This is a genomic window from Dactylosporangium sp. NPDC048998 (assembly GCF_043197855.1).
Lineage (GTDB): Bacteria > Actinomycetota > Actinomycetes > Mycobacteriales > Micromonosporaceae > Dactylosporangium.
On record NZ_JBICTV010000006.1, the window covers coordinates 160,718 to 184,658 of the forward strand.

Annotated in this window: 26 protein-coding genes; 7 read left to right on the forward strand and 19 right to left on the reverse strand. The window is 69.1% G+C overall.

Annotation, left to right across the window (positions count from 1 at the left end; translation table 11 throughout):
- Positions 1–93: 93 nt before the first annotated feature.
- Positions 94–1,155, reverse strand: coding sequence for an NAD(+)/NADH kinase (locus ACGFI8_RS17445; RefSeq protein ID WP_392805830.1), 1,062 nt, complete (start codon positions 1,153–1,155; stop codon positions 94–96).
- Between the two features lie 87 nt (positions 1,156–1,242).
- A complete protein-coding gene (locus ACGFI8_RS17450; protein WP_392805833.1) occupies positions 1,243–2,685 on the reverse strand; it encodes a hypothetical protein in 1,443 nt (480 codons plus the stop codon).
- A 551-nt stretch (positions 2,686–3,236) separates the two neighbouring features.
- Here ACGFI8_RS17450 and ACGFI8_RS17455 point away from each other — a divergent pair.
- On the forward strand, positions 3,237–3,371 hold the full coding sequence (locus ACGFI8_RS17455; RefSeq protein WP_392805835.1) for a hypothetical protein: 135 nt from the start codon (positions 3,237–3,239) through the stop codon (positions 3,369–3,371).
- A gap of 279 nt (positions 3,372–3,650) precedes the next feature.
- Positions 3,651–4,430, forward strand: coding sequence for an SDR family NAD(P)-dependent oxidoreductase (locus tag ACGFI8_RS17460; RefSeq protein ID WP_392805837.1), 780 nt, complete (start codon positions 3,651–3,653; stop codon positions 4,428–4,430).
- A gap of 200 nt (positions 4,431–4,630) precedes the next feature.
- On the opposite strand, the gene pcaC is transcribed toward ACGFI8_RS17460, so the two are convergent.
- Genes pcaC through pcaH form a run of 5 tightly spaced genes read right to left on the reverse strand, consistent with a single transcriptional unit; the run spans position 4,631 to position 8,292 of the window.
- On the reverse strand, positions 4,631–5,008 hold the full coding sequence (gene pcaC / locus ACGFI8_RS17465) for a 4-carboxymuconolactone decarboxylase (protein ID WP_392805840.1): 378 nt from the start codon (positions 5,006–5,008) through the stop codon (positions 4,631–4,633).
- Entirely contained in the window at positions 5,005–5,778 is a 774-nt protein-coding gene (locus ACGFI8_RS17470) for an alpha/beta fold hydrolase (protein ID WP_392805842.1), read from the reverse strand. The genes pcaC and ACGFI8_RS17470 overlap by 4 nt, the downstream gene beginning before the upstream one ends.
- On the reverse strand, positions 5,771–6,961 hold the full coding sequence (locus ACGFI8_RS17475; protein WP_392805844.1) for a lyase family protein: 1,191 nt from the start codon (positions 6,959–6,961) through the stop codon (positions 5,771–5,773). Before ACGFI8_RS17475 ends, ACGFI8_RS17470 begins: the two co-directional genes overlap by 8 nt.
- Before the next feature lies 1 nt (position 6,962).
- On the reverse strand, positions 6,963–7,526 hold the full coding sequence (gene pcaG / locus ACGFI8_RS17480; RefSeq protein ID WP_392805847.1) for a protocatechuate 3,4-dioxygenase subunit alpha: 564 nt from the start codon (positions 7,524–7,526) through the stop codon (positions 6,963–6,965).
- The gene (pcaH, locus tag ACGFI8_RS17485; RefSeq protein ID WP_392805849.1) at positions 7,519–8,292 is read right to left on the reverse strand and encodes a protocatechuate 3,4-dioxygenase subunit beta; all 774 of its coding nucleotides are present in this window, start codon (positions 8,290–8,292) and stop codon (positions 7,519–7,521) included. Before pcaH ends, pcaG begins: the two co-directional genes overlap by 8 nt.
- Positions 8,293–8,360: 68 nt before the next feature.
- Here pcaH and ACGFI8_RS17490 point away from each other — a divergent pair, with 68 nt between their 5' ends.
- Entirely contained in the window at positions 8,361–9,116 is a 756-nt protein-coding gene (locus ACGFI8_RS17490; protein WP_392805851.1) for an IclR family transcriptional regulator, read from the forward strand.
- A 132-nt stretch (positions 9,117–9,248) separates the two neighbouring features.
- Here ACGFI8_RS17490 and ACGFI8_RS17495 read toward each other — a convergent pair whose 3' ends face one another.
- The 9 genes from ACGFI8_RS17495 to ACGFI8_RS17535 form a co-directional block, all read right to left on the reverse strand.
- Complete coding sequence (locus tag ACGFI8_RS17495; RefSeq protein ID WP_392805853.1) at positions 9,249–9,698, reverse strand: ester cyclase; 450 nt, start codon at positions 9,696–9,698, stop codon at positions 9,249–9,251.
- A gap of 176 nt (positions 9,699–9,874) precedes the next feature.
- Positions 9,875–10,717 (reverse strand): DNA-3-methyladenine glycosylase family protein, encoded by an 843-nt coding sequence (locus tag ACGFI8_RS17500; RefSeq protein WP_392805855.1) that lies wholly within the window; start codon positions 10,715–10,717, stop codon positions 9,875–9,877.
- The gene (locus ACGFI8_RS17505; RefSeq protein ID WP_392805858.1) at positions 10,714–11,325 is read right to left on the reverse strand and encodes a DNA-3-methyladenine glycosylase I; all 612 of its coding nucleotides are present in this window, start codon (positions 11,323–11,325) and stop codon (positions 10,714–10,716) included. Before ACGFI8_RS17505 ends, ACGFI8_RS17500 begins: the two co-directional genes overlap by 4 nt.
- A 163-nt stretch (positions 11,326–11,488) precedes the next feature.
- Positions 11,489–12,010 carry a hypothetical protein gene (locus ACGFI8_RS17510; protein WP_392805861.1) on the reverse strand — a complete coding sequence of 174 codons (522 nt, stop codon included), beginning with the start codon at positions 12,008–12,010 and terminating at the stop codon, positions 11,489–11,491.
- Positions 11,995–12,285 carry an Ada metal-binding domain-containing protein gene (locus ACGFI8_RS17515; protein ID WP_392805863.1) on the reverse strand — a complete coding sequence of 97 codons (291 nt, stop codon included), beginning with the start codon at positions 12,283–12,285 and terminating at the stop codon, positions 11,995–11,997. The genes ACGFI8_RS17510 and ACGFI8_RS17515 overlap by 16 nt, the downstream gene beginning before the upstream one ends.
- Positions 12,282–13,016 carry a 2OG-Fe(II) oxygenase gene (locus ACGFI8_RS17520; protein WP_392805866.1) on the reverse strand — a complete coding sequence of 245 codons (735 nt, stop codon included), beginning with the start codon at positions 13,014–13,016 and terminating at the stop codon, positions 12,282–12,284. The genes ACGFI8_RS17515 and ACGFI8_RS17520 overlap by 4 nt, the downstream gene beginning before the upstream one ends.
- Positions 13,013–13,627: a methylated-DNA--[protein]-cysteine S-methyltransferase gene (locus ACGFI8_RS17525; RefSeq protein WP_392805869.1), complete on the reverse strand. Its 615-nt coding sequence runs from the start codon at positions 13,625–13,627 to the stop codon at positions 13,013–13,015. The genes ACGFI8_RS17520 and ACGFI8_RS17525 overlap by 4 nt, the downstream gene beginning before the upstream one ends.
- Positions 13,624–14,115: an RNA polymerase sigma factor gene (locus tag ACGFI8_RS17530; RefSeq protein ID WP_392805871.1), complete on the reverse strand. Its 492-nt coding sequence runs from the start codon at positions 14,113–14,115 to the stop codon at positions 13,624–13,626. Before ACGFI8_RS17530 ends, ACGFI8_RS17525 begins: the two co-directional genes overlap by 4 nt.
- 40 nt (positions 14,116–14,155) lie before the next feature.
- Entirely contained in the window at positions 14,156–14,668 is a 513-nt protein-coding gene (locus tag ACGFI8_RS17535; RefSeq protein WP_392805874.1) for a methylated-DNA--[protein]-cysteine S-methyltransferase, read from the reverse strand.
- Positions 14,669–14,811: 143 nt separating this feature from the next.
- On the opposite strand from ACGFI8_RS17535, the gene ACGFI8_RS17540 reads away from it, so the two are divergent.
- Entirely contained in the window at positions 14,812–16,230 is a 1,419-nt protein-coding gene (locus ACGFI8_RS17540; protein ID WP_392805877.1) for a Fic family protein, read from the forward strand.
- Positions 16,231–16,549: 319 nt separating this feature from the next.
- Here ACGFI8_RS17540 and ACGFI8_RS17545 read toward each other — a convergent pair whose 3' ends face one another.
- Positions 16,550–17,299 (reverse strand): IclR family transcriptional regulator, encoded by a 750-nt coding sequence (locus ACGFI8_RS17545; RefSeq protein ID WP_392805880.1) that lies wholly within the window; start codon positions 17,297–17,299, stop codon positions 16,550–16,552.
- Between the two features lie 309 nt (positions 17,300–17,608).
- Between ACGFI8_RS17545 and ACGFI8_RS17550 the strand changes: the two genes are divergently transcribed.
- The 3 genes from ACGFI8_RS17550 (at position 17,609) to ACGFI8_RS17560 (ending at position 21,146) form a co-directional block, all read left to right on the forward strand.
- On the forward strand, positions 17,609–18,535 hold the full coding sequence (locus ACGFI8_RS17550) for a hypothetical protein (protein WP_392805883.1): 927 nt from the start codon (positions 17,609–17,611) through the stop codon (positions 18,533–18,535).
- A gap of 36 nt (positions 18,536–18,571) precedes the next feature.
- Positions 18,572–19,834: a hypothetical protein gene (locus ACGFI8_RS17555; protein WP_392805886.1), complete on the forward strand. Its 1,263-nt coding sequence runs from the start codon at positions 18,572–18,574 to the stop codon at positions 19,832–19,834.
- Positions 19,835–19,985: 151 nt separating this feature from the next.
- The gene (locus ACGFI8_RS17560; RefSeq protein WP_392805889.1) at positions 19,986–21,146 is read left to right on the forward strand and encodes a hypothetical protein; all 1,161 of its coding nucleotides are present in this window, start codon (positions 19,986–19,988) and stop codon (positions 21,144–21,146) included.
- Here the strand turns inward: ACGFI8_RS17560 and ACGFI8_RS17565 are convergent.
- Together ACGFI8_RS17565 and ACGFI8_RS17570 are read right to left on the reverse strand one after the other, a co-directional pair.
- Complete coding sequence (locus ACGFI8_RS17565) at positions 21,143–21,478, reverse strand: hypothetical protein (protein ID WP_392805892.1); 336 nt, start codon at positions 21,476–21,478, stop codon at positions 21,143–21,145. The two genes, ACGFI8_RS17560 and ACGFI8_RS17565, sit on opposite strands and share 4 nt — an antisense overlap.
- A gap of 93 nt (positions 21,479–21,571) precedes the next feature.
- Entirely contained in the window at positions 21,572–23,176 is a 1,605-nt protein-coding gene (locus ACGFI8_RS17570) for an amidase (RefSeq protein ID WP_392805895.1), read from the reverse strand.
- Positions 23,177–23,941 lie beyond the last annotated feature (765 nt).

Consider the following 23,941-nt stretch of genomic DNA (forward strand, 5'->3'; position numbering starts at 1 on the left):
GATGAGCAGGGAGACACGCACAGGGCCGCTCTCCCACGTGCGGGCCCTTGGTCACGCATCGGCGAACACTGAGTGACATCCTTCGCTTGGACCTCAACGGATGTCCGGTGGGCCAGGGTGCCTGAGATCTGGCGGCAGCGGCTCGGGCGGGCTGTACATCGCCGGTGTGGAACCGTCGGCGAGGGCTGCCGGCGAGTCCGCCAGCCGGAATCGGTCCCGGACCCGTCCGAGGAAGTCGTGCTCCGCCAGACGGAGGAGCTTGGCGCGTCGGGGCCCAGCGTAGACGGAGACCCAGTCGCCGGGGTCCAGCACGCCGCGGAGCTGGCCGTCGAGGGTGACGGCCACCCGCCCGGATCGCTCGAGGACCCGGACGGCGACGCGCTGGTCCCGCGCGGCGAGGACGAGGCTGCGGTTGAAGACCATGTGCGGGGCGACCGGCGTGAAAATCAACGCGTCGAGGTGTGGCGAGACGATCGGGCCGCCGGCGGCGAAGCTGTACGCAGTCGATCCGGTCGAGGTCGCAACGATCAGCGCGTCGGCTGAGTAGGAGGCGAAGAACCGGCCGCTGACGTAGACGGCGAGACTCGCCTGACGATCCCGGACGAGTTTCTCCAAGACCACGTCGTTGAGCGCGATCACGTCCAGCGGCACGCCCCAGCCCACCTGCGTCGCGTCGCTCGGACGAACCTGTGGCGGTGGAAGCGCCGGGCCACGGCCGTAGCGCAGCAACACCTGCATATCAGTGGGGATCTCCAGCGGGCGCGAGGCCCGCATGGTCAAGGTGAGTCGGGCGTCAACAGCAAACTGCCCGGTGTGTACGGCGTCGAGCGCCGCGGCGACGTCGCTCGCCTCCACCTCCGTAAGGAATCCCACACGACCAACGTCAACGCCCAGAACCATCGCGTCGATGGCGGCCGCGACCCGGACGCCACGCAGGAATGTACCGTCGCCGCCGACAGCGACGATGAGACTCGGATTGTTGGCGCGCGCGGCCTCGCCCGCCGGACTGAGGCGGCCACCCTCGGGCGAGGAGTCCCATACGTCAATGTCGACGCACGGGATGGCCCGTTCGTCGGCCCAGCGACGGACATCCCTTGCGGCCGAGACGGCTGCCGGCCGGCCGCCGTGCACAACAAGCCCTATCCGATCAATCATCGACGCTCCTCGCCAGGGATGTCCCTCAGCCCGCTCGGCGCCAGCCCACCATGTGCGGCGCGCCGCGGAGGCGCGCGTCGGTTCGTGTCAGGCGAGGAACTCGGCGAGCGGGAACGAGCGATGGCGACGTGGTGGAACCAGATAGTTCTGCCGGTGGGTCGTATACAGGACCGAGTTGATGCCGGCGTGAGGGGAACGCGGTGCGACAGGGAGGGTCTTATCGGAATAGTGGCCGTCCATCGCGAGCCGAACGCGATTGAAGATTGCAATCGTCGGCTGGAACACAATGAAGTGCAACCCGGCCGCCTTCGTCTTGCTGTAGTGGTCTCCCGCCGGATCGGCGGTGTAGTAGAACGGATTGTCCAGCGTGTCGAAATCGCCGCGCACCGGGATGGTCGTCCCCGTGGGGTAGGCCACGCCGTAGTTGCTGGTTATCGGCGACGTCGTGCTGTCCACCTGCGCCATGCTCCCGCTGTGGCCGTAGGCATGATACCGCTGGACCCCCTGCGCCACGTCGGCCTCACTTTGACCTGGCGGTTCGAGGGTGAGCGTGCCCGGCGCGGGCGCGGGTGAGAGGCCGGGCTGGAACATCGCCTGAACGCGATGCGCATACTGGGGGAAGCTCTGTTCGTACCAGCTTGCCAGATCTTGAAACAGGTGCGAGAGATGCATGGTGGTCCCCTGTTTGAAGTAGCCGTTGGGCCACTGATCGGTGACGCCGGGCAGGGTCTCCAGATTGGCGATGACGCCGGGTCCCATATTCGACTCCAGGGTGGTGGTGAAGCCGAGGAAGCCCTGCGCCTGCGGAGGAATCGAATGTGCGCCCGGGATATGAGCTGCCAGCGCCAATTTGCTCGGCAGGCCCTGTTGCCCGTAGAAACCGCCCCCGGAGAAGCCCCGGCGGATACTCGTCACCTTGAACAGGCTGCCCGCTGGGTTAAATCCGGGCCGGAACAGGGCGTTCGTGGCTGCCATGATATTCGCGATCGAGTCACTGCGTAGTAGCACGGCCACGTCATTCTGTTCCAACCGGACCGGCCCGAAGCCAGGCGGGGGCTGGTCACTGGGGAACGTCCTGGACTCCTGCAGCGCATACACGGTACGGCCCTCCATCTTGGAGGTCATCAAATCGACCGGCAGATACGCTGGATAGGATGTTCCCGCCTTGAAGAAACCCGACGCCTTGCCCAGGCTCGGGATGTAGTCTCGAAAATAGGGAAGTCCCCAGGCCACCGTGATGCCCACTCCTGTGGGAGTGGGCGGAAATTTGCGTTCCAGGCCCAGGAGGACGGACTCGAGGTGGTGCTGCGCCGCCTGCAACGCCTGGGCATTCGCCGAGACATTCAGGGTTGCGGTAATGACATGATCGTGCAGGGCCGGCACCCGGACCGCAATCGTGCCATTGCTACTCTTCACGCCCGAGCCATCGACCTTGACCACCTGCTCGCCCTGGAGGACATATTGTTCCTCGGTGGGTGGGCTGAAGGCGGCAGAGGGCCGCTCCGGTGGTTGCGCAATGGTGTCGATCATCTTATAGATGCCGGCGGATCCCAGAGCAGCGCCGAGAGTGCCCACCGTCCCTTGAAGAAAGCGTCGCCTGCTCAACTTCCACCGTGGTCGTCCCGCACGCACATTTTCGTCGCTATCTGTCATGAAACGCATTCCCCCGCTTGCAACAACGCTTTCAGTAAAGGTCCCATTACAGCTTGCTTCTCTGGTCGCTCGGCCAGCGGCGACCGGCGACGAGCCTGGGTAGCGCCTCGCCGGGAACCAGCCGACCAGCCACCCGGCGACGTGACCCTTCGCCCCGCTCCCGCGTGGCGTGCCTGCCCCGCGAGATGCGCCCCTGCGGAATCGAGGCCACCGGCCGCTCACACCGCGCCGGAAGGCCACACCCGCCCGGAGGCGGCCGCAGGGTCGTCTCAGGCCCGTTGGGCCAGCGCGGCTCGATGTCGTGCACGGCCTCGACCCAGCGCCTCACGCGTTTCCCACCACGAATGATCACCATGTCCCTGCCCGCAAGCAGTAACGCCAAACCCCTCCGAACGTGCGGCGACGAGCGAAACCGAAGACCCGTTACGATGCGCGTCAGCATCGGCATCTGCCGCACCCCCGGCGGTGACCCGCACATCGCCCTCGGCTCGGCCGGGCCGACCGGGCCATGGACACGGCAACGCGACCGGCGCGCCACCCGCCGCGCCGCGGGCAACACCTGATCCACCGCGGCGCACCGGACGCACCATCAACCGCACCGCGGCCACCGACACGATCCGCCGGCTGTGCCGCGAGGCCACCGTCGCCGGCGTATGCGGCATGGCCGGGGTCGGCCCGGGACGTTAGGTCAGGACCCCTTCGGGCAGGAAGGCCAGACGGGCCGACCAAGGCCTCGTGCGCGCTCCCGCCGGACCGAGACGCCAACTCGGCGCGGCGCCATCAGTACCTGGCGACAGCCTTCTGAGGAAGCCCAACATCCCGCACCAGGGATAGGATTTCCCATGCCCACCACCTCCGGCACCGACGACTACGCCACCGGCAGGGTCGCCCTCATCACCGGGGCCAGTCGCCCGTACGGCCTCGGGGTCGCCGTCGCCCGCGAGCTTGCGACACACGGCTTCCATGCCATTCTGGCCGGCCGCGACCTCGACGAGACCCGGCTGCGGGCCGAGGAGATGTCCGTCGCCGGCTTCGCGGCCACCGCAGTACGCATCGACCTGAGCGATCCCGCAACCATCACCGAGGCCGCGGCGCGGCTTCGTGCCGAGTTCGGCCGGCTCGACGCGCTGATCCACAACGCCGCGTTGATGCCCGACTGGGACACGTTCCGGCTCCTGGAGGCCGATGCAGACGCCGTACATGCCGCCTTCGAAGTGTGCGTCTTCGGCCCGTGGGCACTCACCCAGGCCTGCCTGCCTCTGCTGGAGGCGGCGCCGGCAGCCCGGATCGTCACCGTGTCCAGCGGCGCCGCCATGCAGGTCCGCGCCGGCGCCGCGCTGCCCAGCCCCGTCGGTGCACCGGGGTACTCGATGGCCAAATTCACCGCCGAAGCCCTGACCACCTCGCTGGCCGTCGAACTGCGCGACGCCGGGATCCTGGCCAACTCCGTCGACCCTGGGCAGTTCGCCAGCCATCCCGAGCTCGGCGACGACAACGACGGGCGGCCGACGGTCGAGAGCGCACGCTGGGTGGCCTGGGCGGCCATGCTGCCTGCCGGCGGGCCAACCGGTGTGCTCTTCGAGGACGGCAAGCCGGTCGGCCACGGCGCCCTCGCGGACTGACTCCAGCGAGCCGTGCTCGAGCAGTGCGAGGGCCGTGCTGCTACGACTGGCGTACCTGGGCGTGTTTGATCGGGCGTCCGGCTTGGACTCAGTGCGGCGTCGGCGTCTTCGACCTCGTTGGCCATCCGGTGTAGCCCTCGGCGAGGTACGTGGAGCCGGCAATGGCGTGCGCACCGCGTCGTATACGAAGGCCTGGTTGGTCACTCCTGCTCCTCGTCCGTCAGGGCGCCCTGCGCGATCGTGAAGGCGTGGTTGGCAGCAGGAACCCCGCAATAGACGGCGGCCTGGAGGATCACCTCGGCGATCTCCTCGCGGGTGAGCCCGTTGCGCAGCGCGGCGCGCAGGTGTATTGCGAGCTCCTCCCAGTGGCCGTGCGCGATCAGGGCGGTCAGCGTGATCACGCTGCGTGTGCGGCGGTCCAGGCCCGGGCGGGTCCAGACTTCGCCCCACGCGTAGCGGGTGATGAACGCCTGGAAGTCGGCGGTCAGGTCGGTGGTGCGGGCCTGGGCACGGTTGACGTGGTCGTCGCCGAGCACCTGTCGGCGCGTGGTCATGCCGGCGTCGTGGTTGTCGGTCATCGGTCCGCTCGCTGGGTAGTGAGGAAGTCGGTCAGCAGGGTCGCCACGGCGGCGGGGTCCTCGGCCGGCGGCAGGTGGCCGCAGCCGCGAACTACCGCGAACGCGGTGGTCGGCGCCGCCGCGCGGACGAGCTCGGGTGGCAGGACGGCGTCGTGCTCGCCGGCCGCGGCGAGCACCGGCACCTTGGCGCCGGTGACCCCGTCCCGGACGTCAAACGCGGCGAGCGCCTCGCAGGCGAAGGCGTACGAACCTGCGTCGGCGTCGGACAGCGACATGAGCAGTGCACCGGCGTCGTCGGGGTACCGGTCGGTGAACCCGGGTGCGAACCACCGCTGTACGGAGCTGGCCACCATCACCGGCGTGCCGGCTCGCCTGACCAGCCCCGCTCGGTCCCGCCAGGCTCCCGGCTCGCCAATCTTCGGCGCGGAGGCCAGCGCGGCGACCGCAGCGAACGGCCCCGGGTCGAGGGCCAGCTCCCAGCCGACCGCGCCCCCGAGCGACACACCGGCGTACCAGGTCTCTCGACCGCTGGCGGCGGCCGTCGCCAGCTCGCGGACGGCAGCGGCAAGGGCGGCTACCGAGAACGGAGTCGCTGCCGCCGGGCTGCGACCGTGGCCGGGCAGGTCCCAGCCGAGGACCTCGAGTCCCTCAAGCAGGGACGCGCAGCGTCCCCAGAGCGCCGTGACCGAGGTGCCTAGGGACGGCCCGACGACAAGAAGCGCCTCCGAGTCAGGTGATCCGGACAGGCGGGTGGCGGCGAGTTCAACCACGAATTACCCGCCAGCGTTGGATCGCGGCGTCGATGAAGGTGTTGGCGGCGCCCAGGTACGACATCGGGTCGCGGCCCTCGACACTCGCCTCGGCGAGCAGCGTGCTCGCCTCGGTCTCGGCCCGGTGGCGCATCGCGTACGCGTCGATCTGCAGGTTTTCGACCAGTTCTGCGGCCTGGGCGGCGGACGTCAGGGCGAGCTCCAGTAGCCGGCGCAGGGCTGGCCACTCCGCCTGCCACTCGCCCGGCGGTCGCTCGTCGACGCCGTTCGCGGCGCACAGGTGCAGCTGGGCGGCCAGCTGGGGGGCCTGGAGGCCGGCGCTGCGCACAAGGACGCTGAGCATCGGGTTCTGTTTCTGGGGCATCGTCGATGACCCGCCGCGGCCGGCGTGGGCTGCCTCCCGGACCTCGGCGAACTCTGGCCGGCCGAGGAGCAGCACGTCGCTGGCGATGCGTGCGAGGGCCCCGGTCGTCTCGGCGAATAGGTCGCCGAGCCGGGTGACCGGCGTGCGCCGGCTGTGCCACGGCAGTCCCGGCCACACCAGCCCGAGCTGGTCGGCGAACGCCGACGCGGCCCGCACCGGGTCATCGACCAGCCCGGCGGCGAGTGCGAGCGTGCCGGCGGCACCGCCGCACTGGACCGGCAGCGCCGTGCGCGCTTCGAGCAGGCCGGCGCGGGCGTCGAGCACTCCGACCAGCCAGTGCGCCGTCTTGAGCCCGAACGTCACCGGCACGGCGTGCTGAGTCAGCGTCCGGCCCGCCATCACCGAGTCGCGATGGGTGTCGGCCAAACTGGCGAGCGAGTCGCAGGCGGCGTCGAGGTCGACTGTCAGCCGGTCGAGCGCCGCGCGGACCATCAGCATGAGCGCGGTGTCGACAAGGTCTTGGCTGGTGAGGCCACGATGGACGAGTGCGGCCGCGTCCGGGTCGGTCACCGCGGCGCGTAGCGCTCGGACCAGCGGCAGGGCCGGGTTGCCGGCGTCCTCGACATCGCGCGGGGCGATCCGCGGCTCCAGGCTCGCGGCCGCCTTCTCGACGGCGGTCACCTGCTCCGCGGTGGCGGCACCGCAGGCCGCGAGCGCGTGCAGCCAGGCGACCTCCACCCGCAGCATCGCGGACACCAGCGCGCCGTCGTCGACAACGTCGGCCGCACGGTGAGAGCCGGGTTCGAGCAGGGAAGCCACGTCAACCCTGCTTCGGGAACGTCAGGAACGGCGTCTCGCCTGGCCCCTGCAGGTGGATGTCGAATCGCAGCGTGGAATCGTCCTCGCGGGTCACCACCAGCCGGCCCCGATCGGCCGGGATGAGGCTCGCGAGCAGGCCGTCACCGGCCATCGTCGCCTCGTCCGCAGGCAGGTACGCGCGGGTGAAGAGCCGGTTGAGCAGGCCGCGTGCGAAGACGGTCACCGCGAAGAACCGAGCGGCACCAGCGTGTGCCGGCCCCGGCTCGAGGGTGGAGAACCAGTAGCGGCCGGTCGGGTCGGTCGAGCTGCGGCCCCAGCCGGTGAACGCGGCACCGTCTCGGCGCAACGAGCCCTCCACTGCGGGGACGATCCCGGACGGATCGGCTTGCCGGATCTCGATCAGCGCGTCGGGCACACCAGCGCCGACGCCGTCGTACACGTGCCCGTGCAGGCGTACCGATCCTACCGAACCGGGCGGGACCAGTTCCCGGTCGCCCGGGAACGGGAGCGCGTAGTGGAAGAACGGGCCGACCGTCTGGCCGGGCGTGGCGACGAGCTCAGGCATGGTCACCGTCCTCGATTGGCGTGGCGTGGCTACCGGTGAGCACGATGTCCCAGCGGTAGCCGAGCAGCCACTCGTGCTCGGACAGGTTGTGGTCGTAGGTCGCGAGCAGTCGCTCGCGCGCCCGGGGGTCGGTGATCGACTGGTAGATCGGGTCGAGCGCGAACAGCGGGTCGCCGGGGAAGTACATCTGGGTGATCATCCGCTGGGTGAAGTCGGTGCCGAACAGGGAGAAGTGGATGTGCGCCGGCCGCCACGCGTTGTGGTGGTTGCGCCACGGGTAGGGGCCCGGCCTGATCGTGGTGAAGGAGTAGCAGCCGTCGCTGTCGGTCAGGCACCGGCCGACACCGGTGAAGTGCGGATCGACGGGCGCCGGGTGCTGGTCGCGCTTGTGCACGTAGCGGCCGGCGGCGTTGGCCTGCCAGATCTCGACCAATTGGCCGCGCACCGGGCGGCCGTCGCCGTCCACGACTCGCCCCCGCACCCGGATTCGTTCGCCGATCGGGTCGCCGCCGGTCTGGATCGTGAGGTCGGACTCGAGCGGGTCCACGTCGGAGCGGCCGAACACCGGCGCGAGCAGCTCGGCTCCCTCGGGGTCGGCGTGCCGGAGGTCCTTGGTGGGGTGGCGCAGCAGCGAGCTGCGGTACGGCGGGAACCGGAGGCGCGGCTGAGTCTCGCCGGCACGCGCATCGGCGTGGATCTTCTCGATCTGCTCGCTGATCGCCCGCTGCGTCGCCAGGCCCTCGTCTGCAGCCGTGGTCGTGGTCACGGGCCTGACGTTACGGACGGGCGGGGGACCGCGTCGACGCTAGACTTCCGCTGAGCGGAAGGACGACGATGGCTGGCAACACCTCCCAATCGGGCGCGACCGTGGTGTCCAGGACCGTGGCGTTGCTCGGCGCGTTCGACGCGGCCCACCCCCGGTTGACGTTGACAGAACTGGCCCGACGCGCAGGCCTGCCGCTTGCCACCGCCCACCGGCTCGTTGGCGAGCTGACCAAGGCGGGGGCGCTCGCCCGGACGGACGACGGCGACTACGTCGTCGGGCGACGGCTGTGGGACATCGGCCTCTTGGCTCCGGTGCAGACCGATGTCCGAGAGGTGGCCGCGCCGTTCCTGCAGGACTTGTACGCGGCCACGCTGGCGACCGTGCACCTCGCGATCCGGGACGGGACCGAGGTGCTCTACCTCGACCGGTTGTCCGGCAAGCGCTCCGTCCCGGTGGTCAGCAAGGTCGGCTCCCGTCTGCCGCTGCACGCGACGGGCGTCGGCAAGGTGCTGCTCGCGTACGCGCCTGAGGAGGTGCGGCGGGTCGTGCTATCGTCGCTGACCCGGGTCACGCCGTACACGATCACCCAGCCGGCCCGGCTCCAGACGCAGCTCACGGCGGTGCTTGCCGACGGCTACGCCACCACCATCGAGGAGATGTCGCTTGGCGCGTGCTCGGTCGCCGTGCCGATCCAGCGCAACGAGACCGACATCGTCGCTCTAGGCATCGTGGTGCCCAGTTTGAGGCGCGACAAGCAGCGTTTGGTCTCGGCGTTGAAGGTAGCCGCGCACGGCATCGGCCGCACCCTGAACTCCTGGGCGTAACGGCCCCCAGCGGCCCGTGATGCGTCCATGAGTGAACAACGCTCGTGAGTCCGGCGATGCCGAAGAACTGCGCAGGGAGGGGCCGTGCACGTCGCTCGACCCCTCCCTGGCTTTAACGGCGTACTCGTCGACCTACTCGGTGGGGATGATGCCGAGCTGCTGGAGGACCTTCACGCCGTCGTCGAGTCCGACCTCTTCGACGATGAGTCCGTCGACGACCTTGAGGACGGTCGTGCCGGTGAAGCGGAGCGTCTTGCCGGACGCCGCCGGCACCGAGCCGATGGGCACGTCGTCGAAGACGATCGGCCCGGTGTGGGTGCCGCCGCCTTCCCACTGGCCGACCACGTAGTCGCCCTCGGCGATCAGGTCGGCGGTACCCCAGAAGTTGAGGTCCGGGAACGCGGTGCGGAAGTTGGTGGCGAACGCCCGCACTTCGTCGCGACCGCGCATGGGGTTGTGCAGCGAGTACTCGAAGCGGATGTCGGGGTGCGCGAGCTCGTCGATGACCGCAGGGTTCCACGGGTTGCCCCAAAACTCGGTGAACCAGCGTCCGACGATAGCCTTGTTCTCTTCCAGCGACATGATGTCGTCCCTTTTCTCCTGTGGGTGATCGCCGACCGGTTGCTGGCCGCCGACACTGGGAAGACGCATCTGGCGGGTGTTTCGTGAGACCGGCCGCCGGGATTTCTCGACTCGCGGGTGCTGTCGAAGCAGCGCCCCAACATCCTGCAGACGTGCCGACGGCCGGGTTCGTGCGATCAGAGGTAGGCGGCTTCGGTCCACAGATGGAGGAGCGCATACGAGCGGTAGGGCGCCCAGACGCTCGCTCGGCGTCCGGCTTCCTGCTGATCGAGGCCCAGCGCGCGGCGTGCGACGAGATCGCCGGGAGCGAAGGTGTCGGGATGCTGAAGCGCGCGCACGAGCAGGTAGTCCGCGGTCCATGGCCCGACTCCTGGGATTGCGAGTAGCATCCGGCGTGCTTCGTCGGCGGCGAGGCCTGCGAGCCGGTCGCCGTCCGCCCATTCGGTCGCGACGGTGTGGAGCGTCTTCGCGCGAGCTCGGGTCAGTCCCGCGCATTCTTGGAGCTCGTCGGGGTCCCGGTCCGCGAGGACGGCGGCGCTGGGGAACGTGCGGAACTCGTCGATTGGCGTGCCGTAGCGGGCGACGAGGCGCCCCGCGAACGTGCGGGCGGCGGCGAGCGAGACTTGCTGGCCGATGACCGTCGCCGCAACGGCTTCGAACTCGTCCGGGAAGCCGACGAGCCGTATCCCGGGGCGACGGGCGACGAGCGTTTCCAGGAGCGCGTCCTTGATCAAGGTACGGTCCACCAGCGCGGTGTCGGTGTCGAGATCGAGCCAGGACCGGATTCGCCGCGACACCTCGGCGGCCGTTGCGTCGTCGGCGTCCAGGTCGACGCACACGCCGCCAGCGTCGAAGGTGATCGTGACGACGGTCGGCCCGCCCGTGCTCGGCAGGACTCTGGTATGCGTTGACGCTTCGCGGTCGGTGTTCTCCGCCCCGGGAACGGCATGCGCCGCGAGCATCGCGAGCGCAGCATCGTGATGGAACGGCCCGGAGGCGTCGAGACGGATCGTGCTCATTCGGGCCAGACGCCGGAGGTGCCGCGTCGGTGCGAGCCGATCAGGTGCGTGTCGACGATGCCGATCGCCTCCATGAGCGCGAACATCGTCGTCGGGCCGACGAACGCGAATCCGCGCTTGCGGAGCTCTTTGGAGAGGGCGACGGATTCGGGCGAGGTGGTGGGGATGTCGGCGAAGGTTCGCGGCCGGGGGGTCGTTGCCGGCTTGGACGACCAGATGAGCGCGGAAAGTCCGATGTCGTCGCGGAGCCTCTGCGTCGCCTGGGCGTTTCGGATCGCGGCCTCGATCTTCTGCCGGTTTCGGACGATCCCGGTGTCCGCGAGGAGGCGTTCGACATCGCGCTCGGTGTAGGCGGCGACCGCGTCGGGATCGAAATCGTCGAACGCGGCGCGGAATGCGGGGCGTTTGCGGAGGATCGTGGCCCAGGACAGGCCCGCCTGGAAGCCTTCGAGCGTGACCCGCTCGTAGACGCCGCGTTCGTCGGTGACGGGCATGCCCCATTCGGTGTCGTAATAGTCGCGCAGCATCGGATCGACCGATGCCCACGCGGGTCGGGCCAGGCCGTCTTCGCCGATCACGACGCCGGGGTCTTCGGGTGGCTCGTTCATTGCTGTAGTGCTTCTCCGTCAGTCGGTGAGTCCGGTGGTGCGCATGGTGATATTGATCCGGCCGGTATCCAGGCCGCATCCGTCGGGGTCGGGATGAGGATCGCACCGGGACCGGGTTCGCTGCGTTCCCCCGGGTCGAGGTCCGCAGTGAAGAGCGTCATCGTCAAGTCCTTACATGGTGTGCTGTGACGACCTCGTTCTCGATCCGCCAGGCGTCGCCTGATTCGGTGACGCCGGTGATTCCATTGAGGTTGACGAGGCCGACCAGATCGAGCGCCGCCCGCCCGGACAGCGCCGCCGTCAGGATGGTTCGAGCCGGCCGCCAACTGGTCGACCAAAGGAGCCTGCGGGTCATCTGGGCCCATCCGACTGGGGAGCCGGTCATGATCCACAGATCTGGATCAGCAGCGGTGAAACGGGTGGCCTGCCGCAACCACGACGCGGCGGTCTCCGGCCAGGTGAGGGTCGAGACGATCTCGCCGCCGAGCGCTTCCCACCGTGTCGCGACAGCGCGTACCGTCGCGAGGTCGTCGTCCGCCCGGCCCGATCCGATGGCTAACCGTGTTGCGCCGCGGGTCCAGGCGAGTGCCGTGATCGCCTCGACCTCCGCCTCCGTCGCCGCCGAAGCATGTGGGGGGCAGCTTCCCTGCGAACTGCGAAGGAGCGGGCTCACCAAGGCGTCCACGGTTCGCCTTTCTCCTGTGCGACCTTCCACACCTGGTAGCGGTCTTTGCAGCATGTCCCGCACGGCCGGTAGCCGGCGGCGATCGCGGTCTCCTCGTCCGCAAAGAAGACGCGGTGCTTCACGTAGCCACCTCGCGCGATCGCTCGGAGCGCGGCGGGGCAGTCGAAACGGCCGTAGATCTTGTTGCCGCGGTGGCCACCCCACTCGCCCTTGACGGGGGACGGGTGGGGGCGCCCGTCCGCGCCGATGAGCGAATAGGTCTTCGCGGTGCTCATGCCGCGTCGTGGAAGACGAGGGCGAGCGTGTGCCGCTCGCCGGAGCGGATCGCGGAGACCCCGTGCCGCACCGGTGCCGCCGACCAGCCGCGGGCGGAGCGGACGGGGCGGTCGCGAGTGGTGAAGACATACCCGTGACCGTGCGGCAGGAGTGTGGCAGTGCCGCGGGACTGCGCCCGCGGCCGCTGTTCCAGCAGGAGGAACTCGCCGCCGGTGTGATCAACTCCGGGCTCGTTGAGATTGATCACGACCTGGAGGGGAAAGACGAGGTTGCCGTAGAGGTCGCGGTGCAGCGCGTTCCAGTCCTTCTCGGCGTAGCGGAGCAGAATCGCCGACGACTTGGTCTGCCCGGCGTCGTGACACATCTGCAGCCACTCATCGAGGGTGTCCGGCCAAGGGGCAGGCCGGCCGAGCCTGGTCCACCAGTCACGGGCGATCGGCAGCAACCTTGGGTAGAGAGCCTGCTTCAGCGCCTCGATCGGCTGGGGGTACGGTGCCGCGAAGTACCGGTACTGCCCTTCGCCGAAGCGATGCCGGCCCATGTTGATCGTGCTGCGGAACAGCTCATCGCTGTCGTACAGTTCGCGGATCTCTTTCGTCTCCTCGGGGGCGAGGAGCTGCGGGAGCAAGGCGCCGCCGTACTCGTCAATCTCGACTGCAACGGCGGCCCAGTCCGCGGATTCGGCGCGTTGCCGCCAGGGGTTCGCGGGGGGCTTCGTCTTGGTGGTCATGCTGCGACCTCCAGCTCAAGCAGGGCGGTCTTGGCATCGAGCCCGCCGACGTAGCCGCCGAGAGAGCCGTCGGCGCGGAGCACACGGTGACAGGGAACGACGACGGGCAGCGGGTTGGTCGCGCAAGCGGTGCCGACGGCGCGCACGGCCTTGGGGTTGCCGACGAGCTCGGCGACCTCCCGGTAGCTGCGGGTCTGGCCGTATCCGATTTCCGGGAGGTGCCGCTGGACGAGCTGCCGGAAGCCGCGCGAGAGGGACAGATCGAGCGCCAGGTCGAAAACCTTCCGGCGGCGGTCGAAGTACTCATCGAGCTCGCGCGCTGCGTCGTCGAGTCGCTTCGGTGCGCGCAGAATGCGGAGGCTGACCTTCTCGGCCAGGTTCTCCAGCACACGGTCGTGGTCCTCGCGGGCGTAGGCGACGCGGATCAGGCCCTTCGTGGTCGCTGCGAGCAGCAACTTCCCGACCGGGCTGTCAACGGTCGTGTACGCGACGTCGATGAGACCTTCGGCCTGCGCCTCGTTCTCGAGTCGGGCGTGCAGCCTTGCCAGGGTCTCGGGGTCGATGGGCGCCGACAGGGCGGTGAGGGCGTCATCGTTGCGGACGTCGCTCATTGGACTGCTCCTTTCGTGTTTGCGCCCGGATAGTTCGTTCTGAGGCTCTTGAGTCCGTCGGCGGCGGCTCTTCGAGCCGCGTCGACGGTTCCGCCGATGATCGCCGCGATTTCCGCATGCGACATGCCGGCGAGGTATCGAAAGGTGATCGCCTGCCGTTGCTTGTCCGGGAGACGGCCGACGAACTCCCAGAGATCGGTGTCGTCGGCGCCGGGGATTCCGAGTGAAGTCGGCGCTTCCGGCAGTGTCTCCACGGGCAGCGGGTCGCGCTTTGCAGCCCGGTGGACGTCGATCGCCTTGCGGCGGGCGATAGTCACAAGCCAGGCCTCGACGTTCGCGGTCTCCGGAAGGTCCGGGTAGGCGCGCAACGCGGCAAGGAAGGTCTCTGACCAGGCGTCGTCCGCATCTTGCACTCCGAGGAGCGCCCGGCAGACGCGCAGCACGGTGACGCTGTGTTGCGCGACCACTGATTCGAACGGCTGTTTCATGTTCATCCCATTGAAGACGGTGATCTTTTCGCGAGATCCGCTAGAACAAGCGTCCGGCGCGCACCTGGACGGGCTCTTCGAGCTCCAGAAGCGCCTGCTTCCGATTGAGCCCGCCGGCGTAGCCAGTGAGGTTCCCGTTCGCGCCGACGACGCGGTGGCACGGCACGAAGATGGACAACGGGTTCGCTCCGACCGCCTGACCGACACGGTAGGCCAGGGACTTGTCACCGAGCCGCCCGGCGATCTGCCCGTAGGTGGTGGTCTCGCCGAACGGGATTTCGGCGACGACACTCCACACGGCGTGCTGGAACGCATCACCCGCGGCGTCGAACGGAAGGTCGAACGCACGTCGACCGCCAGCGAGGTACTCGATCAGCTGCTCAGCTGCCTCGGCAAGCAGCGCATCCTCGGCGGGCGTCACTTCCTGCCCGAACGTTTCCTGTGCGGGCCGGCGGATGTGATGGCGGAAGTAGAGGCCGATGATCGCGTCACCGCTCGCGACGATCGTGACCGATCCGAGAGATGTTTCCACCAGCATGTGTTGCGTGCTCATCGCGGTTCCTTTCTCTCCTGCGCTCTGTAGACGTCAGATCGGAGCCAAACGTGAGACGGCAGTTTCGACAGATCCTCCGTTCTGGGTCACTGGTCAATAACAGGGTCACCCTCCTTGCAAGCACCGTGGCACGATGGCCGGCGATGACGATCGAGCCTGACGACCCGCGGCTGCGGATCGAGACCCTCACCTGGGCGGACGTCGACCCCGATCGGCACCCGTTCGACCCGGACACCGTGCTCGACGTTGTGCGAGCGGTGGCCCCGGCGGGCGGTGTGCCGGCGCCGTACCGGTACAACCCCGTCCGCGGCTTCGATCGCGCCGCGGACGACGCGCGCTGGGACTGGCAGCGGGCGATGGCCGTCGCCCTCGTCGAGCACTACGGGTCCTGGGCCTGCGGCTGGAACGCCCAGATGGGCGGCCGCACGGCTGACGGTGCGCTGACGTTGCGGTGGAGCGGCGCCCGGGACTCGATCACGACGCCGGAGGATACGCTCGCCGCCGTCGCCGGGGCGCTGCTGGACTGGCGGATGTTCCTCGTGGACCTGGCCGAGCTCTTCGCGCGGCACCTGCCGCTGCCCGCCGAGCCCCGTGCGGCATTCGTTGCCTGGGAGGCCACAGCCGCCACCCTGGTTGCGACGGTGGCGGCGCGGTCCGGCGCGGACGAGGACTGGTACTCCGTCTGCGCCTTGGCCCTGAAGTGGTTTCTCGCCGTCGCCGAGGTGCCGGGCGACGGACACGACGCGCTCGTCGACGCCGCGATCGGCGGGCGGTTCTCGAGCTTCGTCTCCCCGCAGGGTGCGGAGGTGGCCGATGCGGCGGAGTCCCTGGCGGCGGCGCTCACCGGCATCACGCCGCCAGCGGACGACGCGTGGCCCGACACCTGGCCGCAGGACTGGCCGAGTTGGCGCAGCACCGAGCTGCCCGCCGCCGCGCGGGCGCCGCGGGTCGGGCCACCGGCGGTTCCCGACGCCCTCGCGACCTGGCGGCAGGTCCGGCAGACGGCCCGGTGGGAGCACACCGCCGAGCACGTCTCCGGGCCGGCGCACACCGCGCGCGACGGCATCGCCGAGCACCTCGCGAGACGAAAGTACGGCGCCGGCCACGTCCTTGCCGCGCTGGAGCTGGTGCGCGCGGACGCGGCCGAGGGCGGCCCGCTCACGTTCGCGCGCCTTGAGGCATGGCAACGGGAGGTGCTCGCCGTCGCCACGGCACCGTTCCGCACGACGTCCGCCTGGGCGAGGGCCGGCAGCGAGCGGTACGCGTACCGCGACGAGCTACCGGAGGCGTTCGAGGCGTGTCTCGCCGAGGCTACCGACCCGGCCGTACCGCTGCCGTCGCGGGCCGCGCGGGTGTACCTCGATGTGCTGTTCTTTCACCCGTTCGTCGACGGCAACGCGCGATCGGCGGCGCTCGCGCTGTACTTCGTGCTCGCTCGCGAAGGCGTGGTGCTGGACCGGGCCGCGCCGCTGCTGATGACCCGTTGGCCGGCGTCCGACCCACGCGGCGCCGAAGGGCTGGCCGGATTCGTCGCCGTGCTCGTCGAGCAGACCCGCCGATAACGATCGACCCGCGGCTGCAGGGCGGATGCAGGACGCCTGCCGACTCCTGCCCGACCCGCGGGCGGCAGGAGCGCTTCCCGCCGCGCTGCCGCAGCTGGCCCGGTGCCTCATCGCTGGGACCTCAGGCTGCAAGCCCTTGCGGAGCTGAGGTGCGTTACGAATGTCCCCTGGCACGCTCGGGATGCGAGCCAGGTGGAGGCCTGCGCACGCAGCCTCCGGCGGGCGGACTCGGCGCACTTTCCGCTGGCCGGCGACCGTGTCATCGGCCTGCCGCCGGCCGATGACACGATGCCTCAGCTCCAGCGGCAGTGCCTCGGGTTCAATACGGTGCGGCGACCAGCTGGCTCAATTGGTTGGCCGCGCTCCGGACAGGCCTGCGCAGGCGTTCGGCGAGGAAGGTGCTCGTGCGACCGCTGACGCCGATGGCGCCGACAAGGTTGCCGTGCCGGTCGTGTATGCCTGCTGCGATGCAGCTGTAACCGAGTGTGGTCTGTTCGTGCTCAATCGCAACTCCGTTGTCCCGAGCGAGCTCGACGGAATTAGCGACCTGGCCCCAGTTCGTGACCGTGTACCGGGTAAGTCTGGGGAGCGCCCGTGATCGCAGGTCTTCGATCAGTTCGGGTCGATGTGCCAGGACAAGGCGCCCGGCGGCGGTCGTCAGGAAAAAGGCGCTGCGGATGACCGCTGGCCACGGGTGGCGCATATCGTCGATGCGTTGGCTTCCGAATGCGCTCTCCACAAGCGTGTTGCTCGTGTCGGTGAACGCGGTCATCCAGGCGATTTCTCCGGTGCGCGCGAAGAGGTCGTGGACGAAAGGCGCCACGGTACGGCGTACGTCCTGCTGTTTTGCTGCTTCCGCCCCGAGCTGGAGCAGGTGCGCACCGAGTCGGTAGCCGTCGACGTCGCGCTCGAGCATGCCCCGCGTCACCAGGTCCGCAGCGATCCGCCGGACCGTGGGCTTCGGGATGCCGGTGCTGCGCGTGAGCGCGGCCAGGGTCGCCCGACCGGAAGATTGCGCCACCGCGTCGAGCACTGCGATGACTCGGCCGGTGACGGTGCGATCGTCCATGCCTGAAGTATCGGTCCCGTGTTGTCGACCATTTGTCGGATCAACGACCTGGGTCACTCAGTGACACGGCCTTCTGGTGCGAAATGCTGGGTTGCGCAGACGATAAGGACACCCGGCGCATCGCCAACACCATGTCCATCAGGTGGGCGCTAGGTAAAGGCGGCGAAGAACCGCGAGGCGCACTACTCGTGCCCGCCGGGGCGACGGTCGGGACGCTAGAGACGTGGAATTCGGCTTGCTGATCTCGCTTCGACGACGCGCGCCTCATGCTGCTCGTCGGTCGCGCCGGGTCGCCTGGAAGGAGTAACGATGACCAAGTTCGTGGACGACGGTTCTGGCTTCGCGGTGGAGGCAATCTCCGTCACCGGTGGCGTCGGCGTACTGGGCCAGCAGCAGGGCGCCAGCGGTATCTGGAGCCCAGTCGGCGTCGGCGTCGTTGGTGACGCAATCGACGGCACAGGGGTTTTCGGCAGCAGCGCTCACGGCAATGGCGTGTGCGGCGTCAACGGCGCGTTCAGCGGTCTCACACCGCCGACGACCGGGGCCGGGGTGGTGGGTGAGGGCGTGCATGGCAACGGGGTTCTGGGCCGAAGTGCCGCCCGAATCGGGGTCGAGGGGGTCAGCAGGGAAGGCGTTGGCGTGTGGGGATCGAGCGAGCAAGGTGAAGCCGTTCATGGCGAGAGCCACGCCCTGTCGGTCGCTGCAGTGGCGGCGTTCAACCTCAATCCAGACGGCACGGGGGCTGCACTCTACGCCGAGACCAAGGGCAAGGGACCCGCGGGCTTGTTTGTCGGCAATGTGATCGTGACAGGCGATCTCCAACTCGCCGGCGCGGATCTGGCCGAGGAGTTCGACAGCACGGAGACGCGGGTGGAACCCGGAACTGTCATGGTGTTGCGTGGCGAGGGCCTCGTCGGTCCGTGCACTCGCCCCTACGACCGATGTGTCGCTGGCGTAGTGTCGGGCGGTGGAGAGTTCCGGCCAGCGATCCGGCTCAACCGGGTGCCGGCAGACCCAAAGAGGCAGCCACTTGCCCTGGTCGGGCGGGTCTACTGCAAGGTCGACGCCACATTCGGTCCGATCGAGCTCGGAGACCTTCTGACCACGTCTCCCTCACCTGGCCACGCGATGAAAGCGGTCGATCCTGGACGTGCGTACGGTGCGGTTCTCGGCAAGGCCATGGCATCGATGAGGTCGGGCACCGGGCTCCTTCCCGTGCTCGTGAATCTGCAATGACCGGCAGCGGTCCGAAGCGAAACAGGTGACGGCGACATGGACCGGATACGATTGGCCGTACATGTCAGGAACGAGACGAACCTTGAGCTTCGACTCGTCAGCGCGACGCTCGATCACGGCGACTGGACGAATCCCTGGCAACCGCCGCTGATGATCCGCGACGAGGGCGAGTTCCGTGCCGAAGGAAACCTTCTCCTGGCTCCTACCACCGGCACCGAGGGACGCGTCGAGTACCAGGTCGGCGGTGACCCGAACTGCCGGCTGTACATCCATTTTGACAGTCCGCTCGTCGAGTCCCAGTACGGCAACACCTTTCACGTATGGGCTCCGCAGGGATTCGATGTGCAGACCCATGGGGGGCAGGGTCACGACGCCCGCCTAGACGTGGCACTACGCGTTTCCAGTCGGCACCGGGTGCGAAACTTCCTGCCGAGCATTCGGGGGCTGCACTTCAGCAACAAATGGAGCGCCGACCTTCCCGTCACGACGGTCGGCGCTGTGTTCAACAGGCTGCTCGAGCAACTTCCGGGGGTCGCCGAGGACGCTCTCAGCATCCTGCGCATGGACGAGGACGCCCTTCCGATCACCCACGCCGACGCCGGGCTGTGCGGCGGGATGGTATACGCGGTCATGGACTACTATCACGCTGGTCTCTTCCCGCCGCCGCTGACGTCGGCGCCGGTGTCGCCCGACGATCCGATCTTCCGGTACGTGCGGGACCGGCTGATCGACAGCTTCGACATCTTCGGCGGCGGGCATCGTTACCTGGCCTATTCGTCCCCGCTGTATCCCAACGGTGACAAGGGTTTCGTACAGGCAGCCGGGCTGTGGCGCGGCCGGAGTTGGGTGAGCTATCGCGACGAGTGGCCGAAGATCCGCGACGACATCGACCACAACCGGCTCTCTCCCGTCGCGCTCATTCAGACCGACAGCCTTGCCATTGGCAGGAACCACCAGGTCGCGGGGTACGCCTACCAACAGAACGGACAGAAGGTCCAGCTCTGGGTCTACGACCCGAACCACCCCGGCAACAACAACGACATCCTGGAATTCGACATCACCGACACATCGGGCGAGGTTCACGTGACCCGGTCCGTTCCCAGCAACGAGCGGATCTATTGCTTCTTCCGGACCGACAACTACACCCCGAAGCCGTCGCCGGGCGGTCGGGGCCACGAAGCAATCACCGTCAACGACGCGATGCATCTCGTCACGGAACACCGCCAAGGCGTACTCCCGTCCTCGGTACCCGGCATGACCAGGCCGACCTCATTGCGCCAGTTTGTACGCTCGATCTGAATGCGATGTCGCGCGACCAGCCATAGGTCTGATGAGAGTCAGGAAAGCGTGCGCTGCTGCTGGTGCCGCCGCTATGGCCGACCAAACTGGGCGGTGGTGGTTCGGGCCGGCCGGCGCACCGCGTGGGTGGCGCTGCTCTACTGTGGCGGCCGTGGACGAGCGGCTCGGCCGGATCGCGGCGAAGCTGGCCGCAGCAGCGGCGCGATGGGCGCAGTACCAGGATGCGTTCGGAGTCGGCGAGCACCGGTTCCGGGTGCGGGCGCCGCTGGGCGAGTCGGTCGTGGCTGAGTTCGAGGAGCGGCATGGGGTGCGACTGCCGGAGGAGTTCCGGTCGTTCCTTACCGTCATTGGCGACGGCGGAGGCGGGCCGGGGTACGCGATGCCATCGCTCGCCGACGCGTGCGGACGGCGGTGCGAGGTGGGCCACCTGACCACGCCATGCCCCTACCTGCCGGGGCCGCGGTATCCGAACGGCTGGGCGGAGGCGCACGAGGGTCCGCTGCTCGGCGGCACGCTGAAGGTTGCCGATCACGGCTGCTCGCTCGAGACCAGGTTGATCGTGACGGGCGCGGCGCGTGGGCGGCTGTTCAACCTTGACGTTGACGGTGTCGGGCCGTATGTAGTGGAGGACCCGGACTTCCTGGCCTGGTACGAGCGGTGGCTTGACGAGGTGGTCGAGGGCTGCAACGTCGGCTGGTTCGGCGAGAAGCTACCCGGCGGCGAGCAGGAGCTGGTGGCGATCCTCGAGGGCGACCCGTCGCCGGAGCGCCGGGCGCGCGCCGCCGGGTCGATCGCGGCGCTGCCGCGGTTCGGGGCCGCCACAAGGGCCGCGCTGGTCCGGGCCGCGCGGCAGGATCAGGATCCGAGGGTGCGCGCGGAGCTCCTGGCGCCGTACCGCAGCAAGCGGCTCGACGTCCGCCCGGTGACAGCGGACCAGGTCGCGGCCTACGCCCGGTCGGAGAGCGTCCGGAACACCGTCGCGGCCCTCGAGGCGCTACAGACGATCGACCAGGTGACCGTGGCCGACCTCCTGTCGGGCCTGGACGCGTCGGACCCGGCTGTGCGTCGGGTGGCGGTGGACCTGCACTTCTGGGTGCGGTCGGACGCGGCCGCGAGGCACAGTGTCGCCGCGCGGCTCGAGAGGCTGCTGGACGACCCGGACCGCGGCATACGCTCGGCGGCCGCCGCGGCCGCCCGCCATTATCTGGCGTTCGGCGACCTGCGGCCCGCGCTGGAGCGCCGCCGGCTGATCGAGACCGACCGCTGGGTCCGCTGGCACATCGACAACGCCCTGCGGCGCGAGCCGGGCTAGTGCGCTGACCAACCGTATGCGGCGATCCGCTCGTCGATCCCGCGCATCCGGCGCGGGATGACGGTCGTGGCGGTGCCGCTGCCAGCAGCGGCGTGCTCGGCGACGTCCCAGGCCCACTCGCCACGCTCGCTGGCTCGGCCGGGACGGGCGAGCGCTGCTCGCCGGGGCACGACGACGCGCTGCAGGGCCGCCCGCCAGGCCGCGCGGGCCGTGGCGAATGGGATCGGCAGCCCGTCGCCGAAGGCGTCGGGCGCGAGGTCATGTGGCCGGTGGCCCCGCTCGGTGTGCCGAGCGAGCCACACCACCAGTTTCAGGGCGTCGGAGTGCGGCATGACGCCGCGGCCACGCCACCCACCAAAGCGAGCACGGTGATCGCCAGGGCGAACGTGGCCACGACATTCACGCGTCATGACTGTCGGCTGGATCTATCCGATGCTGTCCCGGAAGGTGGGGGCGCGGCGCACCTGGGTGCGCTGCTCGAACGCGTAGGCGAAGGCGAGCAGCGTCGGCTCGCTGTACCGGCCGCCCATGATGGACATGCCCAGCGGCAGCGGACCGGCGAAGCCCATCGGCACCGTCAGGTTCGGATACCCGGCCACGGCCGGCGACCCCGACGAGGTGAGCAGCAACGCGCCGTCACCCTGCCCGAGCACCGTCTTCCAGGCCGCGTTGTTGGTCGGCGCCACGATCGCGTCCAGGTGGTAGGTCGCCATCGTCTCGTCGATGCTGCGCTGGGCGGCGCTCGTAGCGTCGGTGCGCAGCTGCACGTACGCGGGGTCGGTCAGGTCGCCCGACTGGAGTTGGGCGCTGTCCCACAAGTTCTGGGTCCAGAACGGCATCTCGGTGTCGGGATGGGCCAAGTTGTACTGGATGAGCCCGGCCAGGTCCTGCGGATGGTTCCCCGGGCGGGCGGCGAGGTACGCGTTCAGGTCGTGCTTGAACTCGTTGCGGATCGCTTTGAACTCGGTGTTGTCGAGCACGTCCTGATACGGCAGCGTGACGTCCACAGTGGACGCTCCGAGCCGCCGCACCTGGGCCAGCGCTTGGTCGAACGCCGTGTCCGTCTCGGGGCTCACCCCGGCCAGGCCGCGCCACACGCCGATCCGCTTCCCCTTGAGCGACTGGGGCCGCAAGAATCGGGTGTAGTCGTCGAGCGCGTGCCGCCCGGCCGTCACCGACTGCGGGTCGCGCGCGTCGGCACCGTTCATGGCGGCGAGCAGGATGGCCGCGTCGACCACGTGGCGCGCGATCGGGCCGGGCTGGTCCTGTTCGTGGCTGATCGGCACGATCCCGCTGCGACTGACCAGCCCGAGGCTCGGCTTCACGCCGACGATCCCGTTGGTGCCGGCCGGGCACACGATCGACCCGTCAGTCTCGGTGCCGACCGCCACCGTGGCGAGGTTCGCGGCCACGGCCACGGCCGGCCCGCTCGACGAACCGCACGGGTTGCGGTCCAGGACGTACGGGTTGGCCGTCTGCCCCGCGACCGCGCTCCACCCGTTGGACGAACTGGTCGAGCGGAAGCTGGACCACTCCGACAGGTTGGCCTTGCCAAGGATCACCGCCCCCGAGTCCCGCAACCGGCTCACGAGGCCCGCGTCCCGCGCCACGGGCGAGCCGGCCAGCGCGAACGACCCCGCCGTGGTGCCTTCCTTGTCGTTCGTGTCGATGTTGTCCTTCAACAGCACCGTGATGCCGTCCATGGGCCCGCGTAACGCGTGGTGCCGCCGGCGGGCGTCACTGGCGGCGGCGAGGCGTAACGCGTCGGGGTTGGTGGCGATGACGGCGTGCAGGGTCGGGTTGAGCACCTGGATGCGGTGCAGGTAGTACGCGGTAAGCTGCACCGCGGACAGCCGCCCCTGGTTCATCGCGTGCTGCAGGTCGGGGATCGTGGCGTGTTCCAGGTCGATACCGTTGAGGCTCGGGCTCGTGACGCTGCCCGAGTTGGCCAACGCCGGGGTTGCGGCCGAAGTGGAACCGACCGCGGCCGCGCACACGAGTGCGAGCAGCGCGGCGACGTGCCTGCGCATGAGGACCTCCTGGTTGTTCGGGAAGCCCACACTGTCGGCGTCACGGCATCGCGCCGACTGTCCGTAACCTGACACGGGGAAGGTTGAACCGTGGAACGTCGGTGGAATATCGCACCGTACGGCCCCACCCCGGCCGATTGATTGCAGACAATCGATCAACCTTTGAAGGGAGTGGGGCGCTGCGCGGCCAGGTTGATCAGGCCGCCCGCTTCGAGTATCAGGGCCGTGCGCAACGGCGGGCTGTGGCGGGCATGCGGTCCGGTCAGCTCTTCGACTTGCCGTGCACCCGCGCCACGAGGTGCCGCAGCCTGGGCATGGCGCCGTCGTGGCAGCAACCCGGGCCTCGAACAGCACGCCCGCAGCGGTTCGGTAGACGTCTTCGACCACGACACTGCCCAGATGCGGCAGCAACACATCGAGGCTGGCAAGATCGCACCGAAATCATCCACCACGGTCCACATGAGACTGTCCGATGACACACCATGCCCACGATCACAAGATCGTCGACAGAGTCAAACCCGATGACCGTTGACACCGCCGATTTGCCGTGGTCCGCGTCGCGGGGCCTGCGGCGCCCACGCTCCTGCCTCCGGAGGGCGCTGCCCGCAAGTGGTCGTGATGCCGTGATCAGCGCATATGTAGATGCCGGGCTCAGTCAGGCCAAAGCTTTCGGCGGCTATTCGGCGCGGCGCTGACCCCGGGCCCACCGTACGAGAGCGCGGTCGATGATTCCACGTTGCCGCGCCCATCGGACCAGCAGGGCAA